This window comes from Citrobacter sp. KTE151 (genome assembly GCF_000398845.1).
GTDB lineage: Bacteria > Pseudomonadota > Gammaproteobacteria > Enterobacterales > Enterobacteriaceae > Citrobacter > Citrobacter braakii.
On the sequence record NZ_KB976066.1, the window covers coordinates 132,038 to 148,172 of the forward strand.

Here is a 16,135-nt window from a genome sequence, read left to right on the forward strand (position 1 = left end):
ACGTGCTGAACAGCCGCCAGTCTGAGAGAAAAAGGATGTTTCATTTTGAACCTCCGGAGTCTGAACTGTTTGTCCAGGATCCGGGGTTCAGTACACGCAGCCCCCTTAACAATCCAGGCTCTCCGGCACCGCTGTAATTTCAGGTATTCCTTACGCTTTTAACTCGCTGAAAAAACGTATTTTCATTTCTGCGAGGTGCCTTCCGGAATGCCCTCTTGTCAGTATCGCGGATTGGCATTATCTTCTCGCTGCACCTGCAAAATCAGGTGCCAGGATTGGTCCCCTGATTACCTCATTCGCGATAAAATTCACTTTTGTCGTGCGACCAGCTACACCTCAATGGTGGGCTGGACGGTGGCGTCGTAAGACGCGCCGGTATCCAATGAGGCCGGTAGGACCAACTCCGTTCAGCCCGCCACCAAAAGGTTGGTCCCTTAGGTGGCGGTAAAATTTGACTCATTGGAGGCTGCCCTATGGCGACTACCCCTCTCTTTTCACACTCTTTATTTACCCTGCCCTTTAGCCATGCCACGGATTTCACCGAACTGGCGGATAACTGCGAGCGTTTTGTCGAAGGGCTGGTTGAATGCCATGACCCGGTTAAAAAACTGGCGATTTGTGCACGTCTGTCGGCCTGTCTCGCGTTATTGCAACCGACCTTAACGGAGCCTGTACCGCAGCATCTGCAAGCGAGCATGACGGTAGAAACATTCCCGACCCGCTTTCCCCTTTTCGAGCCGGAACCAGACCAGATGGGGCGCTACTGTCAGTTATTAACGCACCTGCTGATGAGTAAAACGCTGTCTGACGAGATGGAACGAGTGGCGGGTGACTTACTGCAGGATCTGGTGGGCTATTTCGCCGATACGCTAAAAGCGCCGCGCTGGCTGAAAACAGAAGAAGGGCTGGTCGTGCTATAAAAAAGCCGGGTAGCGCTTGCGCTTACCCGGCCTACGGTGTGGATGTGTGCTCGTTTCCAGGCCCGGTAAGCGCAAGCGCCACCGGGCAATGCCATCAGCTCAACAGCTGAAAGGCAATCATACCGACAATCGCACCGACCGTGCCGAGGATGGTTTCCATCATCGTCCAGGTCTTCAGCGTTTGCGCTTCGGTCGCACCGGTAAATTTACCGAACAACCAGAAACCAGCGTCGTTAACGTGGCTGACCACGATAGAGCCGCCCGCGATACAGATAGACAGTGCCGCCATCTGGGCACCGGAGTAGTTCAGTTGCTCAATCACCGGCATCACCAGACCAACCGCCGTTAAGCAGGCCACAGTCGCGGAACCCTGAATGATACGCACCGCCGCCGCCAGCACGAAGCAGGTGATGGCAATCGGCAGGCCCATACCGGTTAACGCTTCGCCCAGCGCCGGACCGACGCCAGAATCAACCAGAACCTGTTTGAACACACCGCCCGCACCAATCACCAGCAGAATAATCCCCGCTGGCTGCAGCGCATGACCACAGATCTCCATCACGCGGTCTTTTGGCATGCCCTGGCGCACCGCCAGACCGTAAATCGCCACCAGACAGGCAACCAGAATCGCGGTAAACGGGTGACCGATAAACTCGAACCATTCATAGGTTGTAGAACCGACCGGAACAAAGCGTGCGGCGATAGTTTTCAGTCCCACCAGCACCAGCGGCAGCAGGATAAGCGATAAGCTGAAGCCAAAGGATGGCATTTTGCCTTCGCCCAGATGCGGCTCGGAAATATCTTCCGGTACGTGCAGCTCGACGTAACGGCTGATGAAATTCCCCCACAGCGGCCCGGCGATAATCATGCCCGGAATCGCGGCACACAGGCCAATCAGGATCATCCAGCCAAAGTCGGCGTGCATCTGAGAGGCCAGCAGCATCGGCGCAGGCCCAGGCAGCAGGAATGCCGCAGCAGCCGCCACCCCCGCAAACAGCGGGATCACAAGCTTAACCAGGTTTGTCCCCGTATGGCGCGCCATTGAGAATGCCACGCTAATCAGCAGCACAATCGCCACCTCAAAGAACAGCGGCAGCGCGCAAATCAGACCGGCCAGGCCAATCGCATAATGTGCGCGGCTGTGACCGAAGGATTTCAGCATTTTGACGGCAATCTGATCGACAGCTCCGGTCTCATGCAAAATCTTGCCGAACATCGCCCCCAGCGCCACAACAATCGCCAGGAAACCGAGCGTGCCTCCCATCCCTTTTTCCATGGTCGCCGCGATTTTATCGAGCGGCATACCGGAAAAGAGACCTGCACCAATGGATACCACCATCAAAGCAACGAAGGCGTGCATACGCGCCTTCATCACTAAAAACAGCAGTAATAAAACGGACCCTACTGCTGTTAAAACAAGCGTTAATGTACTCACTACTTACTGCCCTGGTTAATAACCTCAATGGTGCTGGCGACCACACCGTCCAGTGGTTGATCGATATCGACCACCAGTACATCGTTTTCATTCGCACCCGGTTCTTCCAGCGCTTCAAACTGGGTCACCAGCATCTGCGTTTTGAAGAAGTGGCCTTTACGCGCTTTCAGGCGGCTTTCGATAACGTCAAAATCCCCTTTCAGATAGATGAAAGAGAGGTTCGGGTTACCGTCGCGTAGCTGGTCGCGATAGACTTTTTTCAGGGCGGAACAGACGATCAGCGAAACCTTGTTGGTACGCTGCATCGCAAAGGCGGCGTCATTCAACGCCTGTAACCACGGTTTGCGGTCGTCATCGTTGAGTGGCTCACCAGAAGCCATTTTCATGATGTTGCTGCGCGGATGGAGAAAATCGCCATCAAGAAACGCGGCCTGTAGTTGATGCGCCACTTCGCTGGCGACAGCTGATTTACCGCTGCCCGATACGCCCATCAGAACGTAAACGTGGTGATCATGATTAGTCGTGCTCAAAGCGTTGCCCCCACTGGTACAAGAATCAGGAAATTGTTACGGGTAACTGTTATCGGTAACATTGTCCAGCCGGATAAATAGAGAAGCAATATCCATTCGTGCTCGAAGTGTATAAGTGTGAGCTACTTCAAACTTGTTGGCTTAAATAGATCCGCCCGGTGACAAGGTGAAACCTAAATCTAACATTTTAGGTGTGACGGCTTCACCGCGGATGCGCGCCAGCAGACGTTCTGCGCCAATACTGCCCATGCGTTCACGCGGCGTGAGCACGCTCGCCAGACGCGGCTCCATCACCTGCCCGATGTCGTGACCGTGGAATCCGGCAATCGCCATGTCATCAGGGATTCTCAGCCCTAAACGCTGGCATTCGAAGGCCGCCCCTACCGCCAGGTCATCGTTGGTACAAAAGACACCATCGAGCTGCGGGTATTCACGCCGCGCCTGACGGATAAGTTCAATACCGGAGGAGTAGGAAGAAGACTGCTCCACCATCACGCTGTACGGCACCAGGTCGGCATCGCGCATTGCCTGCTCGTAGCCTCTCTGTTTGATGATAGTACGTTCATCAAGGCGTGCGCCAAGATAGGCAACATGACGGTGCCCGCGGGCGATGATAGCGGCAGTCATCTGACGCGCGGCTTCGAAGTTGTCGAAGCCCACGGCAATATCAAGACACGGGGACTGGCTGTCCATCAGCTCAACCACCGGGATACCGGCAACCTCGATCATTTTCAGCGTACGGGGCGTATGGCTACGTTCGGTGAGGATCAGGCCATCAATATTCCACGACAGCATCGATTCCAGACGCTCTTGTTCCATCTCAGGCTTATAGCCGTAGTGCGCCAGCATGGTTTGATAACCATGAGCGTCAGTGACAGCCTCAATGCCGCGTAGCACTTCAGCAAAAACCTGGTTGGTGAGAGACGGTAACAGCACGCCGATAGCGCGGCTGGTGGCGTTAGAAAGGATATCAGGAGCGCGATTGGGAATATAACCCAGCTCATCAAGTGCAGCGGCAATTTTGCCCCGCAGCGCCACGGAGACCTGCTCCGGGTTACGCAAAAAGCGGCTGACCGTCATTTTGGTCACGCCCACGCGGTCGGCTACATCCTGAAGTACGGGTCTTTTCTTTTTCATCGTCCTGAAGCGTTAAAAAGGGATAGATTCCCCCAGTTTACCACGGACGTGCGTGAACCTTCGCAGAGAAAAAAAGGAGTTTTTTATTGTGAGAAATACACAAAATCATTCGAGTTGCATCAAGGCGGCGACGCAGTAAATCCCCGGGAGCGTACATTAAGTACGCGACCGGGGTGAGCGAGGAAAGCCAACACAGATGCAGCTTTAAGGATGCCGTGTATTTTTATACTGGCGGCAGATCAAACAACAACACTTCGCTGTCGCTGTCGGCATGAATAGAAATGGCCTGCTCATCCCAGATTGCCAGACCATCGCTGGTGGTCGCTTTGGTTCCGTTAATTGTCACGTTACCTTTTACTACCTGGATCCAGACGCGGCGTTCAGCGGCAATCTGATGCACCGACTGCTCATCTTTGATCAGCGCCCAGCGGTACAGCTCCATATCCTGGTACACTTTCAGCGAGCCATCACGGGCATCCGGCGACAGCACCAGTTGTTTACCCTGAGCGGCATCAAAACGGCGCTGCTCATAGCGCGGGGTAATACCGTTTTCCTGCGGCATGATCCAAATCTGATACAGATGCAGCTTCTCAGTATTGCTCGGGTTGTACTCCGAGTGACGGATCCCCGTCCCGGCGCTCATTATCTGGAACTCACCGGCCGGAACCTGCTCTTTGTTCCCCATACTGTCCTGATGTTCCACCGCGCCTTCCAGCACGTAAGTCAGGATTTCCATGTCTTTATGGGGATGAGTACCAAAGCCCTGACCTGCGTCGATCACGTCATCGTTAATCACGCGCAGTGCCGAGAACCCCATAAAGTTTGGGTCATAGTAGTTGGCAAAAGAGAAGGTATGCCAGGAATCGAGCCAGCCATGATTAGCGTGGCCACGGTCATTAGCTTTGCGTAAGTAGATCATTGTGTTCACCCCCAGATGTTTTCGATGGAGTAAGTGTGGACTCAATCCGCCGGGGATCATAGAGGGTGAAAATTGACTCCTCTGTTCAAAAAAAATGAACAAGCCCAGAGGAGTCTGCGCAGGCTATTTGGCGAGAGTTATCGTCGCCGGAGAAGCCTGTTCAAAGGCGCGTTCGAGGAGTTCCAGGTTGGTAAGAACTTCAGATTCCTTGACGTAATTAGGCGTACCGGCTGTCAGCGTCTGGTAAAGCGCATCATAGACGCGACCATAGTCCCCCACTTCCGGCTGCACCTCTTCTTTTACCGTCAGGCCGTCATCATTGACGTACTCCAGCATCCCAATGGAATCGTCAGCAGCGAAACCTGGCTCACCTGGCATGATATTGGCCTTCAGGCTGGTTTCCTGCTGGTCGATGCCATACTTCACAAACGAGCCTTTGGTACCGTGAACGATAAACTTCGGATAGTCGATTTTCACCAAGTGACTGGTTTTAACAATGGCTTTCAGAGAGCCGTAGAACAGCTGCGCTTCAAAGGTATCGTCCGGATTCGCTTTATTGCGCAGGCTGCGGATGTCATAGGCCACGCAATCGGGACGACCGAACAGCGAGATAATCTGATCCATGGTGTGTACGCCCAGACCATAGAATGCGCCGTCCTGCGGCAGTCCCGGCTTGGTTTCCGCCACGGGGCGGTAGTAATCGAAATGGCTTTCAACCTCAACAATTTCACCGAGCTTGCCGCTCTCAATCGCTTTTTTAGCGGTGAGGAAGCAGGAATCAAAACGACGGTTCTGATATGGCGTAACGGTCAGCCCTTTGCTTTGCGCCAGTTCGAACAGTGCTTTTGCTTGCGCAAGCGTCGGCGTGAAGGGTTTCTCAACCAGCACGTTTTTACCTGCTTCCAGCGCGCGTTTGGCGTATTCAAAATGGCTGTCAGCATGGGTACAGACGATCACCAGCTTCACCTGCGGATCGTTTAAGATCTCGTCAAGGTCACTGGTGAAGTGAATATGTGAATATTGTGGCACCTGCTCTTCCGGCTTGGCGTGGCGGCGAAAAATGTGCGCGACATGCCAGCTATCTTTGCGGTTGAGGACGTACGGCAAATGGTAGCGAGTGGTGCTTTTACCAAAACCAATAAATGCGCAGTGTAAGGTCATGAGACGATCCTTTCGAAGGTGATTGTCTACACCATAGCGCAAAGCGGCTGGAGACTGAATGTTGGATTCTTTGCCGGATGGCGCTTGAACTGCACCACAGGGCGACAGGATCGGCCGTCGGCGTCGCAGGCAGTTTGTTCACGGCAAGCGCGCAGGGCCCGGAGCGTACTAAATGTACGTGAGGAGCACGAGCACTTCCCGGGGACGAAATGGCAAGTAAGCCAGGCAGACACAAAACCTCAAAAAAAAAGCCAGCAAAAGCTGGCTAAAGTAATACTGGAAGCAATGTGAGCAATGTCGTGCTTTCAGGTTCTCCGTAGGGGTTCCCCTGAACGCAGAGCAATAATAATCATTCTCATTCGCACTTGTCTACTTCTTTTTGCAAAAAAATGCAGTTGACGGAATTTTCTTTCTCAGCGAGTGTAAATACACAATTAACCCTGCTGGAGATAAGGAATGAGTGAGATAGTGATACGCCACGCTGAACCGAAAGATTACGACGCAATTCGTCAGATCCACGCCCAGCCGGAGGTGTACCACAACACGCTACAGGTTCCTCATCCTTCCCTCGAGATGTGGCAAGCGAGGCTAACCGAGCAAGCCGGGGTCAAACAACTGGTTGCCTGCATTGACGATATCGTCGTGGGGCATCTCTGTATTGAGGTCGCGCAACGCCCGCGCCGCAGCCACGTGGCTGATTTTGGTATCTGCGTGGATGCACGGTGGCACAATCGCGGCGTTGCCAGCGCGTTGATTCGCACGATGATCGACATGTGCGACAACTGGCTGCGCGTCGAGCGGATTGAGCTAACGGTATTTGTTGATAATGAGCCGGCCGTGGCGGTGTATAAGAAATACGGCTTTGAAATCGAAGGCACAGGTAAGAAATACGGCCTGCGCAACGGTGAATACGTTGATGCCTACTTTATGGCGCGTATGAAATAAAATTAAGGGCGAGTCTTATCGCCCTTCTTATTGAAAGGACGCAAGAGTGAAAAAGTACCTTCCCCTGGTGTTGCTGGCAGCACTCTCCCCTGCTTTCGCCACTACCGTACAAAATCTCGATTCCGTGCCCAGCGCTATTCAACACCCGGAAGGTAAACAGATTTTTGCTGAGCAAATGGCGGGAGCAACCCCTGCCAAAGGATTTGGCGAGCTTCCACAGGGATTATCTGAGAACGCGTGGATTGCCTGGGTTACACCGAATGAAGATCCTGACAACCTGATCCTCACGGGTGCCAAAGCCTGGGGCAAAGACGGCAAATATATCGGTGTCGCCTGTTTCGCCGACAATCCGGCCGACGCCGGGCAGGCAAAGAAATACGCGGATAACAACTGTCCGGAAAACTACAGCAACGGGCACGCCAATAAATTATATCTCGGCGTTTTTTCCTGGCAGAACCAACAGCTAACGCCGATTGCACGCTCGGAAAAACCATTAAACCAACTCTCTGAGTGGAATAAAACCGCCGAAAAAGAGAGCGATGATGAGTCCGTCAGACCGCTGGCCTATTATACAAAACTGGATCTGGCACCGTACCGGATCGCACCCGATACGCTGGCGTTTGGGGTGCGCGGTGGATACTCTGAGGCGTATTCCGGCGGCGGCGCATTTTATGAAGTGCTGGAGCTCTATGCGATCAAAGGTAACAGGATAATCAACGTGTATTCCGACCTTGTTTATCAATATACGGACATCGCCGGAGAGTGGAATAAAGACGGTACAAGACAGCACGACATCAGCGAAAGTAAATATATCCTCAAAATGCGTTCGGCAAAAACGCACGGGTTTTATGATTTAGAGCGAGTAAACCTGCAGGATAAAAGCAGCCAAATATTCCGCTGGTCTGAATCGCTGCAGCGATATGCGCCATTCATCATCGATAAAAGATAGCGGTGAAATCGTTGGTTTAGGCACTGCCTGGCCGCTGGAGAAATATTTACAAGACTACGAAAAGAGCAAAACAACACGAAGCTAAGGTTACCTGGAGACAATGAATTATAATAACTGCCATTGGGCCTTCCAAACCGGCCCTCTTCCAGCGAAGAGGGCCATTATCCTCAGTAACCCGCCGTTAAATCATCCACGGAACGCGGGTCGGACGCGCCATACAGTGCGCCATCCGGTCCAACCATAATGCTCTGCGTGCTGCCCATCGCTTCTTTCTGCGCCACTTTCTGTCCTTTTTGCTCCAGCAGTTTGATTGTATCCGGGCTGAAGCCCTTCTCAATACGAAGCTCATCCGGCAACCACTGATGATGGAAGCGTGGTGCGTTGGTCGCTTCGGCGACGTTCATCCCGAAATCAATGCTGTTGACCACCATTTGCAGCACAGTAGTGATAATTCGACTCCCGCCTGGGCTGCCGGTAACCAGCCAGGTTTTCCCATCTTTTACCACGATAGTCGGCGACATAGATGACAGCGGACGCTTCTTCGGTCCGACCGCGTTGGCATCGCCGCCTACCAGACCGTATACGTTCGGTACGCCCGGCTTGGCAGAGAAGTCGTCCATTTCATTATTGAGCAGAATGCCAGTGTTACCCGCCACAATACCGGTCCCGAAAGTGGTATTCAGGGTATAGGTCACCGCCACGGCATTGCCGTCTTTATCCACCACCGAGAAGTGAGTGGTCTGATTGCTTTCATACGGGGCGAGCTTGCCAGGTTTAATCTCGCTGGAAGGCTTAGCCTTGTTGATATCAATCTGATCGGCAAGCGTTTTAGCATAGGCTTTGTTGGTCAGAGCCTGCCATGGCACTTTCACAAAATCGGGATCGCCCAGATACTCCGAGCGGTCAGCGTAGGCATATTTCTCCGCTTCAGCCATGACCTGCATGGCGTCGGCGCTGCCAAACCCGTACTTCTTCATATCAAAGTTTTCAAGAATATTGAGGATCTGCACGATGTGAATACCGCCAGAGGACGGCGGCGGCATGGAGAAGACCTGATACCCGCGATAGTCACCGCTAATCGGCGTACGCTCCACGGCTTTATAGCTGGCTAAGTCCTCTTTGGTCATCAGCCCGCCGTTCTTCTGCATTTCCCCGGCGATCTGATCGGCAATAGCCCCTTTATAAAACGCATCCGGGCCGCTTTCGGCAATCATTTCCAGGCTTTTCGCCAGGTTCTTTTGCACCAGCTTATCGCCTTTTTTCAGTGGCTCGCCGTCTTTCCAGAAAATGGCTTTGCTGTTCTCGTGATTAGGGAGCACTTCACTGCCATAGGTTTTCAGATCGTCGGCCAGTGCGTCATTAACCACAAAACCCTCTTCCGCCAGCTTCATCGCCGGACGTACCACTTTGTTCAGCGGCATCGTGCCGTATTTCTCCAGCGCCAGCGAGAAACCCGCGACGGTACCCGGCGTACCGGATGCCAGATGCGACGTCAGCGACTTTTTCGCATCGGCGTTGCCCTGCTCATCAAGGAACATGTCACGGGTCGCGCCAGCAGGGGCCATTTCGCGAAAATCAATCGCCGTGGTGTTACCGTCTTTGGTACGCAGCAGCATAAAACCGCCACCGCCCAGATTGCCCGCCTGGGGATGCGTCACCGCCAGCGCGTAGCCAACGGCCACGGCGGCATCGACGGCATTCCCACCCTGTTTAAGAATATCCACCCCCACCTGAGTGGCAAGCGCATCCACGGAGGCCACCATCCCCTGCTGCGCACGCACGGGATGGAACACATCCTCCTCAACACCGTATGATACCGGCGGCGGCGCAGCCGGAGCGGCCGCAACGCTAAAACAACTTCCTGAGAGCAGAGCAGCAATGGCTACCCGGCGTAAAAACGTCGGTTTTATCATCGTTATTCTCCAGATGTATGGGGGTCAGCCCCCACTAAGCCTGGTGCATAACTCTGAAATAATCATCGTAACGGCGAGAAAGGAGTAAACTTAAGAGATCCCCGAGAGGAGAAAAGCGATGAAACGACTCTTACTTTTAGCCATGCTGTTGCCGTTTGCAGGCTTTGCACAGCCCATCAACACCATGAATAACCCGAATCAACCCGGTTATCAGATCCCGAGCCAGCAGCGTATGCAAACCCAAATGCAATCGCAGCAGATTCAGCAGAAAGGGATGCTCAATCAGCAGTTGCAAACGCAGACGCGTATGCAACAACAGCATATGGAAAACCAAATCAATTCCAACTCCCAGCGCGTCCTTCAGTCTCAGCCTGGCGAGTTTAATTCCAGCCAGCAGCAAATGCTGCCCAACAGCAACGGTGGGATGTTAAGTGGACCCCGTAACCCGGACAGCTCGCTGAATAAGCAACATATGCTGTCGGAGAAAAAGAACGGCGACATGCTGAAGCCCTCCAGCACGCCGCAGCCTAACGTTCCGTTAAAAACAATTGGGCCTTAACAGGGCTGGAAATCCGGACCAATCGTATCAATGGCATCGGTACAGATGCAGTCCACTCCCCAGCGCAGCAGTTCCGCCGCGCGCTGGGGTCGGTTGACGGTATACACCAGAATACGCAGCCCTGCGTCGCGCAGCGCATCCACGCGCGCTTCATCCAGCAGCTTGTGATTAAGATGAATAGAGACGCAACCCAGCCGCGTTGTCAGTTCACGCCAGTCCTCGCGCCACTCATCAAGCAGTAAGCCTCTCGGCAGTTCAGGCGCCGCCTGCTGCGCCGCTTCAAGCGCGTCAATTTCAAAGGATGACAACAGCGGTGGTGTCATTCCCGCCCACAGTTCCCGAGCGGCCAGCGCTACGGCTGTGCCGGTTAACGTTCCGGTGCCGGTGGTGGGTTTAATTTCAATATTCGCCATCATACTGTGCTGACGGCAGCGCTCGGCCACTTGCGAGAGCAGCGGTAGCGGTTCGCCTTTAAACTCACCGCTAAACCAGCCGCCGGCGTCCACGCGCAATAAATCCTGCCAGTTCAGCTCGCCTGCCACGCCCCAACCATTGCTGGTACGTTCCAGGTTGTCGTCATGCAGCAAGAAGATCTCACCGTCTTTCGACAATTTAGCGTCAAACTCAATCATGATATGCCCGTATCGCGCCCCCATGTCGATCGCCGCCAGGGTGTTTTCCGGTGCCAGCTTACCGCCGCCGCGATGGGCGACGATATGGGGGTAAGGCCAGTTACTCATACGCGTTGTCCTGTTTCGCCATCAAAAAGATGCAGATGATTTTCTGGCAGATGCAGCCACAGCGTGCTGCCTGCCGTCGGGCGATGCTGATGCGCCAGTCGCACCACCAGCTTTTGCTCACCCCAACGTCCGTGTGCCAGGTTATCCGCTCCCAGCATTTCCAGCGTGTCGACGACCAACGGCACGCCGCCTTCGGCCTGCGAGCTTAGCGCAATATGCTCCGGGCGGATACCCAACGTCATGTTGCGCCCACCAGACTCCCTCGCGCTTCTGCCGAGGGGCAACGTCATGCCGTCATCCAGCTCAAAATGGGTGCCCGAGGCGCTGATGCGCCCATCCAGCAGATTCATCGCCGGGCTGCCGATAAAACTCGCCACAAAGCGGCTGGCAGGCTTTTCATATACTTCAACCGGCGTGCCGATCTGCTCGGCAATGCCTTTGTTCATCACCATCACCCGCTGGGCGAGGGTCATCGCTTCAACCTGATCGTGCGTCACATACAGTGAGGTGGTTTTCAGTCGGCGATGCAGATGTTGTAACTCCAGACGCATCTGTACGCGCAGCTTGGCATCGAGGTTAGACAGAGGCTCATCAAACAGGAATACCGCTGGGTCACGGACAATCGCCCGCCCCATCGCCACACGCTGGCGCTGACCGCCAGAAAGCTCGCGCGGACGACGCTTGAGCAGTTCACCCAGCTCGAGAATTCGCGCCGCCTCTTTCACCCGTTCGGCAATATGCTCCTTGCCCATCCCGCGGATTTTCAGCCCCCAGGCCATATTTTCTTCCACGCTCATATGTGGGTAGAGCGCGTAGTTCTGAAAGACCATCGCAATGCCGCGATCCTTAGGCTCCATTTCGGTGACGCGTTTATTATCAATCCAGATATCGCCGCCGCTCACCCGTTCAAGCCCGGCCACCATCCGTAGCAGCGTTGACTTACCGCAGCCGGATGGGCCAACCATCACGATAAATTCTCCGTCCGCGACATCCAGTGTCAGCGGTTTAATCACCTGGGTTTTGCCGTCCCAGCTTTTGGTTACTGCCTGTAGTTTTAAACCAGCCATTTTTATTTCTCACTATCGACCAGGCCACGTACGAAGGCACGCTGCATGGCTAACACGATGATTACCGGAGGGATGAGCGTCAGCAGCATGGCTGCCATTACCTGATTCCACTGCGTGGTGCCTTCACCAGTAGCAATCATGCCTTTGATACCTGCCACCGCAGTGCCCAAATTGACATCGGTAATAATTAACAACGGCCACAGATACTGGTTCCAGCCGTAGATAAAGGTGATCACAAACAGCGCCGCCAGATTGGTTTTTGACAGCGGTAGTACAATATCGCGGAAAAAACGCATCGGTGACGCGCCGTCAATACGCGCCGCCTCAACCAGCTCATCCGGCAGGGTCATAAAAAACTGCCGGAACAGGAACGTCGCAGTCGCCGATGCCATTAACGGCAGCGTCAGACCCGCATAGCTGTCGAGCATTTTCAGGTTGGCGATCACTTCCACCGTCGGGAAAATACGCACCTCGACCGGCAGCATCAGCGTGATAAAAATCATCCAGAAGAACAGGTTACGCAGTGGAAAGCGGAACCAGACGATGGCGAATGCGGAGAGCATAGAGACGGTGATTTTCCCTACTGTAATACTGAACGCCATGATGAAACTGTTGAGCATCATCAGCCAGAACGGCGCGCTGTTGACGCCCACGCCGTTGACCCAGATGTATTTCATGTTTTCCAGCAGCTGTGTGCCGGGAACCAGCGTCATCGGCGTTTCAAAGACAGCTTTGTTATCCAGCGTCGCCGCGACAAACGCGACGTACAGCGGAAACAGGATCACCATGATCCCCATAATCAACATGGCATGGCTGAATATTGTCAGCCCACGACGATTCTCAATCATTGGTAACGCACCTTACTTTCCACATAGCGGAACTGCACCACCGTCAAAATAATGACCAGGAACATCAGCACTACCGATTGGGCGGCCGAGGCGGAGAGATCCAGCCCGACAAAGCCTTCGCGATAGATCTTATAAATCAACGTAGTGGTCGCCTGTACCGGCCCACCCGCCGTGGCGGCATCGATCACCGGGAAGGTATCAAAGAAGGCATAAACCAGATTCACCACCAGCAGAAAGAAGCTGACCGGTGCAATCAGCGGCAGCGCCAGCTTAAAGAAGCGGCGAACCGGTCCCGCACCATCAATCGCGGCGGCTTCAATCAGCGACCGCGGAATAGACTGTAGTGCGGCAAAGAAGAACAGGAAGTTGTAACTAATCTGCTTCCAGACCGACGCAAACACCACCAGAAACATCGCCTGACCGCTGTTTTGCGCATGGTTCCAGTCATAGCCAAACTCACCGAGAAAATGGGTAATCAGCCCGCGTCCTGGGTTAAACAGGAAGATCCACAATACGGCGGCGACGGCGGGCGCGACGGCGTAAGGCAACAGCATCAGCGTCTGGTAAAAACGGCTGCCGCGCACCACGTAATTCACCAGCGCCGCAAAAAATAACGACACCAGCAAACCGCTTACCGTGACTAACGTACTGAACTTAATGGTGGTCCAGAATGAATCAAGGTAGTACGGGTCATGAAACAGCGCGATAAAGTTTTCCAGTCCGACAAACTGGCTAGAAAGACCAAACGGATCAACGGATTGTAGTGAGTACCACAGCGCTTCACCGGCGGGCCAGATAAAGAAAATAACGGTGATAACCAGCTGCGGGGCTACCAGCAAATAGGGAAGCCAGCGCGAGCGGAACACCGGACGGGATGAAGACATGTAGGTTCTTTTCCTGGAAGGTGCCAGATTGCGGTGCACACACCGTATCCGGCCTACAAACTACACGCATTTGTAGGCCGGGTAAGTCGCAGCCGCCACCCGGCATTTCACATTACGATTTAGTCGATTGCTCAAAGCGGCGCAGTAACTGATTGCCACGCTCAACGGCAGCATCCAGCGCCTGCTGCGGGGTTTTCTTCCCGGTCCAGACGCTTTCCAGTTCTTCATCTACGATGGTGCGGATCTGCGGCATGTTGCCCAGACGCAGCCCTTTGGTGAACGGCAACGGTGGCTTGTTCAGCATCTGGCGGGTGGCGATATCAGCCCCAGGGTTCTTATCATAGAAGCCCTGCTCGCGGGTCAAGTCGTACGCGGCGGTGGTAATGGGCAGGTAGCCGGTCTTCTGGTGCCATTCGGCAGCAATTTCAGGCTTCGCCAGGAAGTTGAGGAACTGCGCCACGCCTTCGTAGGTTGCTTTGTCTTTACCCTGCATCACCCACAGGCTGGCTCCCCCGATAATCGCGTTCTGCGGCGCGCCCTTCACATCAGCATCGTACGGCATCATGCCGACGCCATAGTTGAATTTGGCGTAGTGGCGGATGTCAGCCAGAGAACCGGAAGAGGCGGTGGTAATGGCACAATCCCCGTTATAGAACTTCTCGGTAGACTCGTCTTTACGCCCGAAGTAGCTGAAATCCCCTTTTTTGTTCAACTCTTCCAGCAGGGCGATATGTTTCACCTGTTCCGGTTTATTGAATTCCAGCACCGCGTCAGTACCGTCAAAGCCGTTGTTTTTGGTGGCCACCGGCAGACCATTCCAGGCGCTGAAGTTTTCAATCTGAATCCATCCCTGCCAGCCGCTGGCGTAACCGCACTTCATGCCTGCTGCTTTCAGCTTCGCGGTGTATTCCGCCAGATCCTGCCAGGTTTTTGGCGGCTGCTCAGGATCTAAACCGGCTTTTTTGAAGGCATCTTTGTTGTAGTACAGCACCGGCGTGGAGCTGTTAAACGGCTGGGAGAGTAAGTGTCCGCTTTTAGAGTCGGTGTAATAACCGGAAACCGTCGGCACGAACTGAGACTCATCGAAGTTAATACCAGCCTCTTTGAATACTTCATAGACCGGTTTAATGGCTTTCGAGGCCATCATCGTTGCCGTGCCCACTTCATAAACCTGCAGTAACGCAGGTGCGTTTCCGGTACGGAAAGCCGCAATACCTGCGCTCAGGCTCTGCTCGTAGTTGCCTTTGTACTGCGGAACAATTTTGTAGTCGGGATTGGCGGCATTAAAACGTTGCGCCAGTGAATCAACTTCTTTACCCAGTTCACCTTCCATTGAGTGCCAGAACGGGATAGTGGTGACGGCCAGAGCCTGACCTGCAAACGCCAGGCTAAGTGCCAGTCCTAAAGCTGTATGTCGTAACGATATCATCGGTTATCTCTCTTGTTGTGCCGGATGCGCGATATCACGCGTTTTATGCTCGCGGGGGTAACATGACATGCTCGAATGACAGAAAAATAACTTTTTTATTACAAAAAAAAGATAGTAAGGCGACAAACAGATGGCAAGGCGGTGAAAGCGTAGTGACAGGAAAATGCGGGGTGGTGCACAACAAAGCCGGGTAACGCTATGTCTTACCCGGCCAGGATGACGTTATCTGTTGCAGCCAGCAAGGAACATTAATCTTTACGCCAGCGTCGTTCATATTCATTCTGTAAACGCTGCTGTTCCCGCCGCTCACGTTCGCGCTGAATATCCGATTTCTCATCTTCCCAGCTCGGGCAGACAGAGGAGGTGAACACTTCACAGGGCGAGCTGGACTGGGCTAACGAGTTGTCCGGTTTCTCTTCCCAGATTGAAGGGTCGCGCGGGTCGAACGCTGGCGGTGTTAAGGCCAGGGTATTTGATGAAAGCGTCCAAAACAAACCGCCAATCATCATGCAGATACCGGAACGTATCATCCTTTCTCCATGTTCACTTTTATTATTGATAACTATTCTCAATAATAACATAGAGCAATAAAAAGGGGCCATATCTGTACTGAACCCCATAACCTGGACACTTTTTACATTTCTCTTGATGCCCGGTATTCCACCGGGCTCATACCTGTTTTGAGGCTGATCCTTTCAT

15 protein-coding genes and 2 pseudogenes are annotated in these 16,135 nt (G+C 53.7%); 5 read left to right on the forward strand and 12 right to left on the reverse strand.

Going from position 1 to position 16,135, the window contains the following annotated elements:
* Window positions 1–473 precede the first annotated feature (473 nt).
* Window positions 474–920 (forward strand): hypothetical protein, encoded by a 447-nt coding sequence (locus WC7_RS03695; RefSeq protein WP_016154819.1) that lies wholly within the window; start codon window positions 474–476, stop codon window positions 918–920.
* A gap of 94 nt (window positions 921–1,014) precedes the next feature.
* Here WC7_RS03695 and gntU read toward each other — a convergent pair whose 3' ends face one another.
* The 5 genes from gntU to WC7_RS03670 all read right to left on the reverse strand — a co-directional run bounded on the left by gntU (window position 1,015) and on the right by WC7_RS03670 (window position 6,102).
* Window positions 1,015–2,355: a gluconate transporter gene (gene gntU / locus WC7_RS03690; RefSeq protein ID WP_016154820.1), complete on the reverse strand. Its 1,341-nt coding sequence runs from the start codon at window positions 2,353–2,355 to the stop codon at window positions 1,015–1,017.
* Window positions 2,355–2,885, reverse strand: a complete 531-nt coding sequence (gene gntK, locus WC7_RS03685) for a gluconokinase (protein ID WP_003023475.1) — start codon at window positions 2,883–2,885, stop codon at window positions 2,355–2,357. The genes gntU and gntK overlap by 1 nt, the downstream gene beginning before the upstream one ends.
* A 141-nt stretch (window positions 2,886–3,026) precedes the next feature.
* Entirely contained in the window at window positions 3,027–4,022 is a 996-nt protein-coding gene (gene gntR / locus WC7_RS03680; RefSeq protein ID WP_016154821.1) for a gluconate operon transcriptional repressor GntR, read from the reverse strand.
* Window positions 4,023–4,245: 223 nt separating this feature from the next.
* Window positions 4,246–4,941 (reverse strand): quercetin 2,3-dioxygenase, encoded by a 696-nt coding sequence (yhhW, locus tag WC7_RS03675; RefSeq protein WP_016154822.1) that lies wholly within the window; start codon window positions 4,939–4,941, stop codon window positions 4,246–4,248.
* Between the two features lie 123 nt (window positions 4,942–5,064).
* Window positions 5,065–6,102 (reverse strand): oxidoreductase, encoded by a 1,038-nt coding sequence (locus WC7_RS03670; protein ID WP_016154823.1) that lies wholly within the window; start codon window positions 6,100–6,102, stop codon window positions 5,065–5,067.
* Between the two features lie 456 nt (window positions 6,103–6,558).
* On the opposite strand from WC7_RS03670, the gene yhhY reads away from it, so the two are divergent.
* The 3 genes and pseudogenes from yhhY to WC7_RS27210 all read left to right on the forward strand — a co-directional run.
* Window positions 6,559–7,047 (forward strand): N-acetyltransferase, encoded by a 489-nt coding sequence (gene yhhY, locus WC7_RS03665; protein ID WP_016154824.1) that lies wholly within the window; start codon window positions 6,559–6,561, stop codon window positions 7,045–7,047.
* 46 nt (window positions 7,048–7,093) lie between these two features.
* A pseudogene (locus WC7_RS27375) lies at window positions 7,094–7,975 on the forward strand (hypothetical protein); the annotation flags it as partial.
* Window positions 7,970–8,081 (forward strand): annotated as a pseudogene (locus WC7_RS27210) (hypothetical protein); the annotation flags it as partial. The pseudogenes WC7_RS27375 and WC7_RS27210, both read left to right, overlap by 6 nt.
* A gap of 82 nt (window positions 8,082–8,163) precedes the next feature.
* Here the strand turns inward: WC7_RS27210 and ggt are convergent.
* Complete coding sequence (gene ggt, locus WC7_RS03655) at window positions 8,164–9,909, reverse strand: gamma-glutamyltransferase (protein ID WP_016154826.1); 1,746 nt, start codon at window positions 9,907–9,909, stop codon at window positions 8,164–8,166.
* Window positions 9,910–10,027: 118 nt separating this feature from the next.
* Here ggt and WC7_RS03650 point away from each other — a divergent pair, with 118 nt between their 5' ends.
* Complete coding sequence (locus WC7_RS03650; RefSeq protein WP_016154827.1) at window positions 10,028–10,468, forward strand: DUF2756 family protein; 441 nt, start codon at window positions 10,028–10,030, stop codon at window positions 10,466–10,468.
* Here WC7_RS03650 and ugpQ read toward each other — a convergent pair.
* From ugpQ to WC7_RS03620, 6 genes are all read right to left on the reverse strand, one after another.
* On the reverse strand, window positions 10,465–11,208 hold the full coding sequence (gene ugpQ, locus WC7_RS03645; RefSeq protein ID WP_016154828.1) for a glycerophosphodiester phosphodiesterase: 744 nt from the start codon (window positions 11,206–11,208) through the stop codon (window positions 10,465–10,467). The two genes, WC7_RS03650 and ugpQ, sit on opposite strands and share 4 nt — an antisense overlap.
* On the reverse strand, window positions 11,205–12,275 hold the full coding sequence (locus WC7_RS03640) for a sn-glycerol-3-phosphate import ATP-binding protein UgpC (protein WP_016154829.1): 1,071 nt from the start codon (window positions 12,273–12,275) through the stop codon (window positions 11,205–11,207). The genes ugpQ and WC7_RS03640 overlap by 4 nt, the downstream gene beginning before the upstream one ends.
* A 2-nt stretch (window positions 12,276–12,277) precedes the next feature.
* Complete coding sequence (ugpE, locus tag WC7_RS03635) at window positions 12,278–13,123, reverse strand: sn-glycerol-3-phosphate ABC transporter permease UgpE (protein WP_003023450.1); 846 nt, start codon at window positions 13,121–13,123, stop codon at window positions 12,278–12,280.
* On the reverse strand, window positions 13,120–14,007 hold the full coding sequence (gene ugpA, locus WC7_RS03630) for a sn-glycerol-3-phosphate ABC transporter permease UgpA (protein WP_016154830.1): 888 nt from the start codon (window positions 14,005–14,007) through the stop codon (window positions 13,120–13,122). The genes ugpE and ugpA overlap by 4 nt, the downstream gene beginning before the upstream one ends.
* 112 nt (window positions 14,008–14,119) lie before the next feature.
* The gene (gene ugpB, locus WC7_RS03625; RefSeq protein ID WP_016154831.1) at window positions 14,120–15,436 is read right to left on the reverse strand and encodes a sn-glycerol-3-phosphate ABC transporter substrate-binding protein UgpB; all 1,317 of its coding nucleotides are present in this window, start codon (window positions 15,434–15,436) and stop codon (window positions 14,120–14,122) included.
* 248 nt (window positions 15,437–15,684) lie between these two features.
* Window positions 15,685–15,966, reverse strand: a complete 282-nt coding sequence (locus WC7_RS03620; protein ID WP_016154832.1) for a hypothetical protein — start codon at window positions 15,964–15,966, stop codon at window positions 15,685–15,687.
* Window positions 15,967–16,135 lie beyond the last annotated feature (169 nt).

Bases quoted from the DNA above. Each gene is read 5' to 3' on its own strand.
- WC7_RS03695 (WP_016154819.1), top strand. From the start codon at position 474: ATGGCGACTACCCCTCTCTTTTCACACTCTTTATTTACCCTGCCCTTT.
- gntR (WP_016154821.1), bottom strand. From the start codon at position 4,022: ATGAAAAAGAAAAGACCCGTACTTCAGGATGTAGCCGACCGCGTGGGC.
- yhhW (WP_016154822.1), bottom strand. From the start codon at position 4,941: ATGATCTACTTACGCAAAGCTAATGACCGTGGCCACGCTAATCATGGC.
- WC7_RS03670 (WP_016154823.1), bottom strand. From the start codon at position 6,102: ATGACCTTACACTGCGCATTTATTGGTTTTGGTAAAAGCACCACTCGC.
- yhhY (WP_016154824.1), top strand. From the start codon at position 6,559: ATGAGTGAGATAGTGATACGCCACGCTGAACCGAAAGATTACGACGCA.
- ggt (WP_016154826.1), bottom strand. From the start codon at position 9,909: ATGATAAAACCGACGTTTTTACGCCGGGTAGCCATTGCTGCTCTGCTC.
- WC7_RS03650 (WP_016154827.1), top strand. From the start codon at position 10,028: ATGAAACGACTCTTACTTTTAGCCATGCTGTTGCCGTTTGCAGGCTTT.
- ugpQ (WP_016154828.1), bottom strand. From the start codon at position 11,208: ATGAGTAACTGGCCTTACCCCCATATCGTCGCCCATCGCGGCGGCGGT.
- WC7_RS03640 (WP_016154829.1), bottom strand. From the start codon at position 12,275: ATGGCTGGTTTAAAACTACAGGCAGTAACCAAAAGCTGGGACGGCAAA.
- ugpE (WP_003023450.1), bottom strand. From the start codon at position 13,123: ATGATTGAGAATCGTCGTGGGCTGACAATATTCAGCCATGCCATGTTG.
- ugpA (WP_016154830.1), bottom strand. From the start codon at position 14,007: ATGTCTTCATCCCGTCCGGTGTTCCGCTCGCGCTGGCTTCCCTATTTG.
- ugpB (WP_016154831.1), bottom strand. From the start codon at position 15,436: ATGATATCGTTACGACATACAGCTTTAGGACTGGCACTTAGCCTGGCG.
- WC7_RS03620 (WP_016154832.1), bottom strand. From the start codon at position 15,966: ATGATACGTTCCGGTATCTGCATGATGATTGGCGGTTTGTTTTGGACG.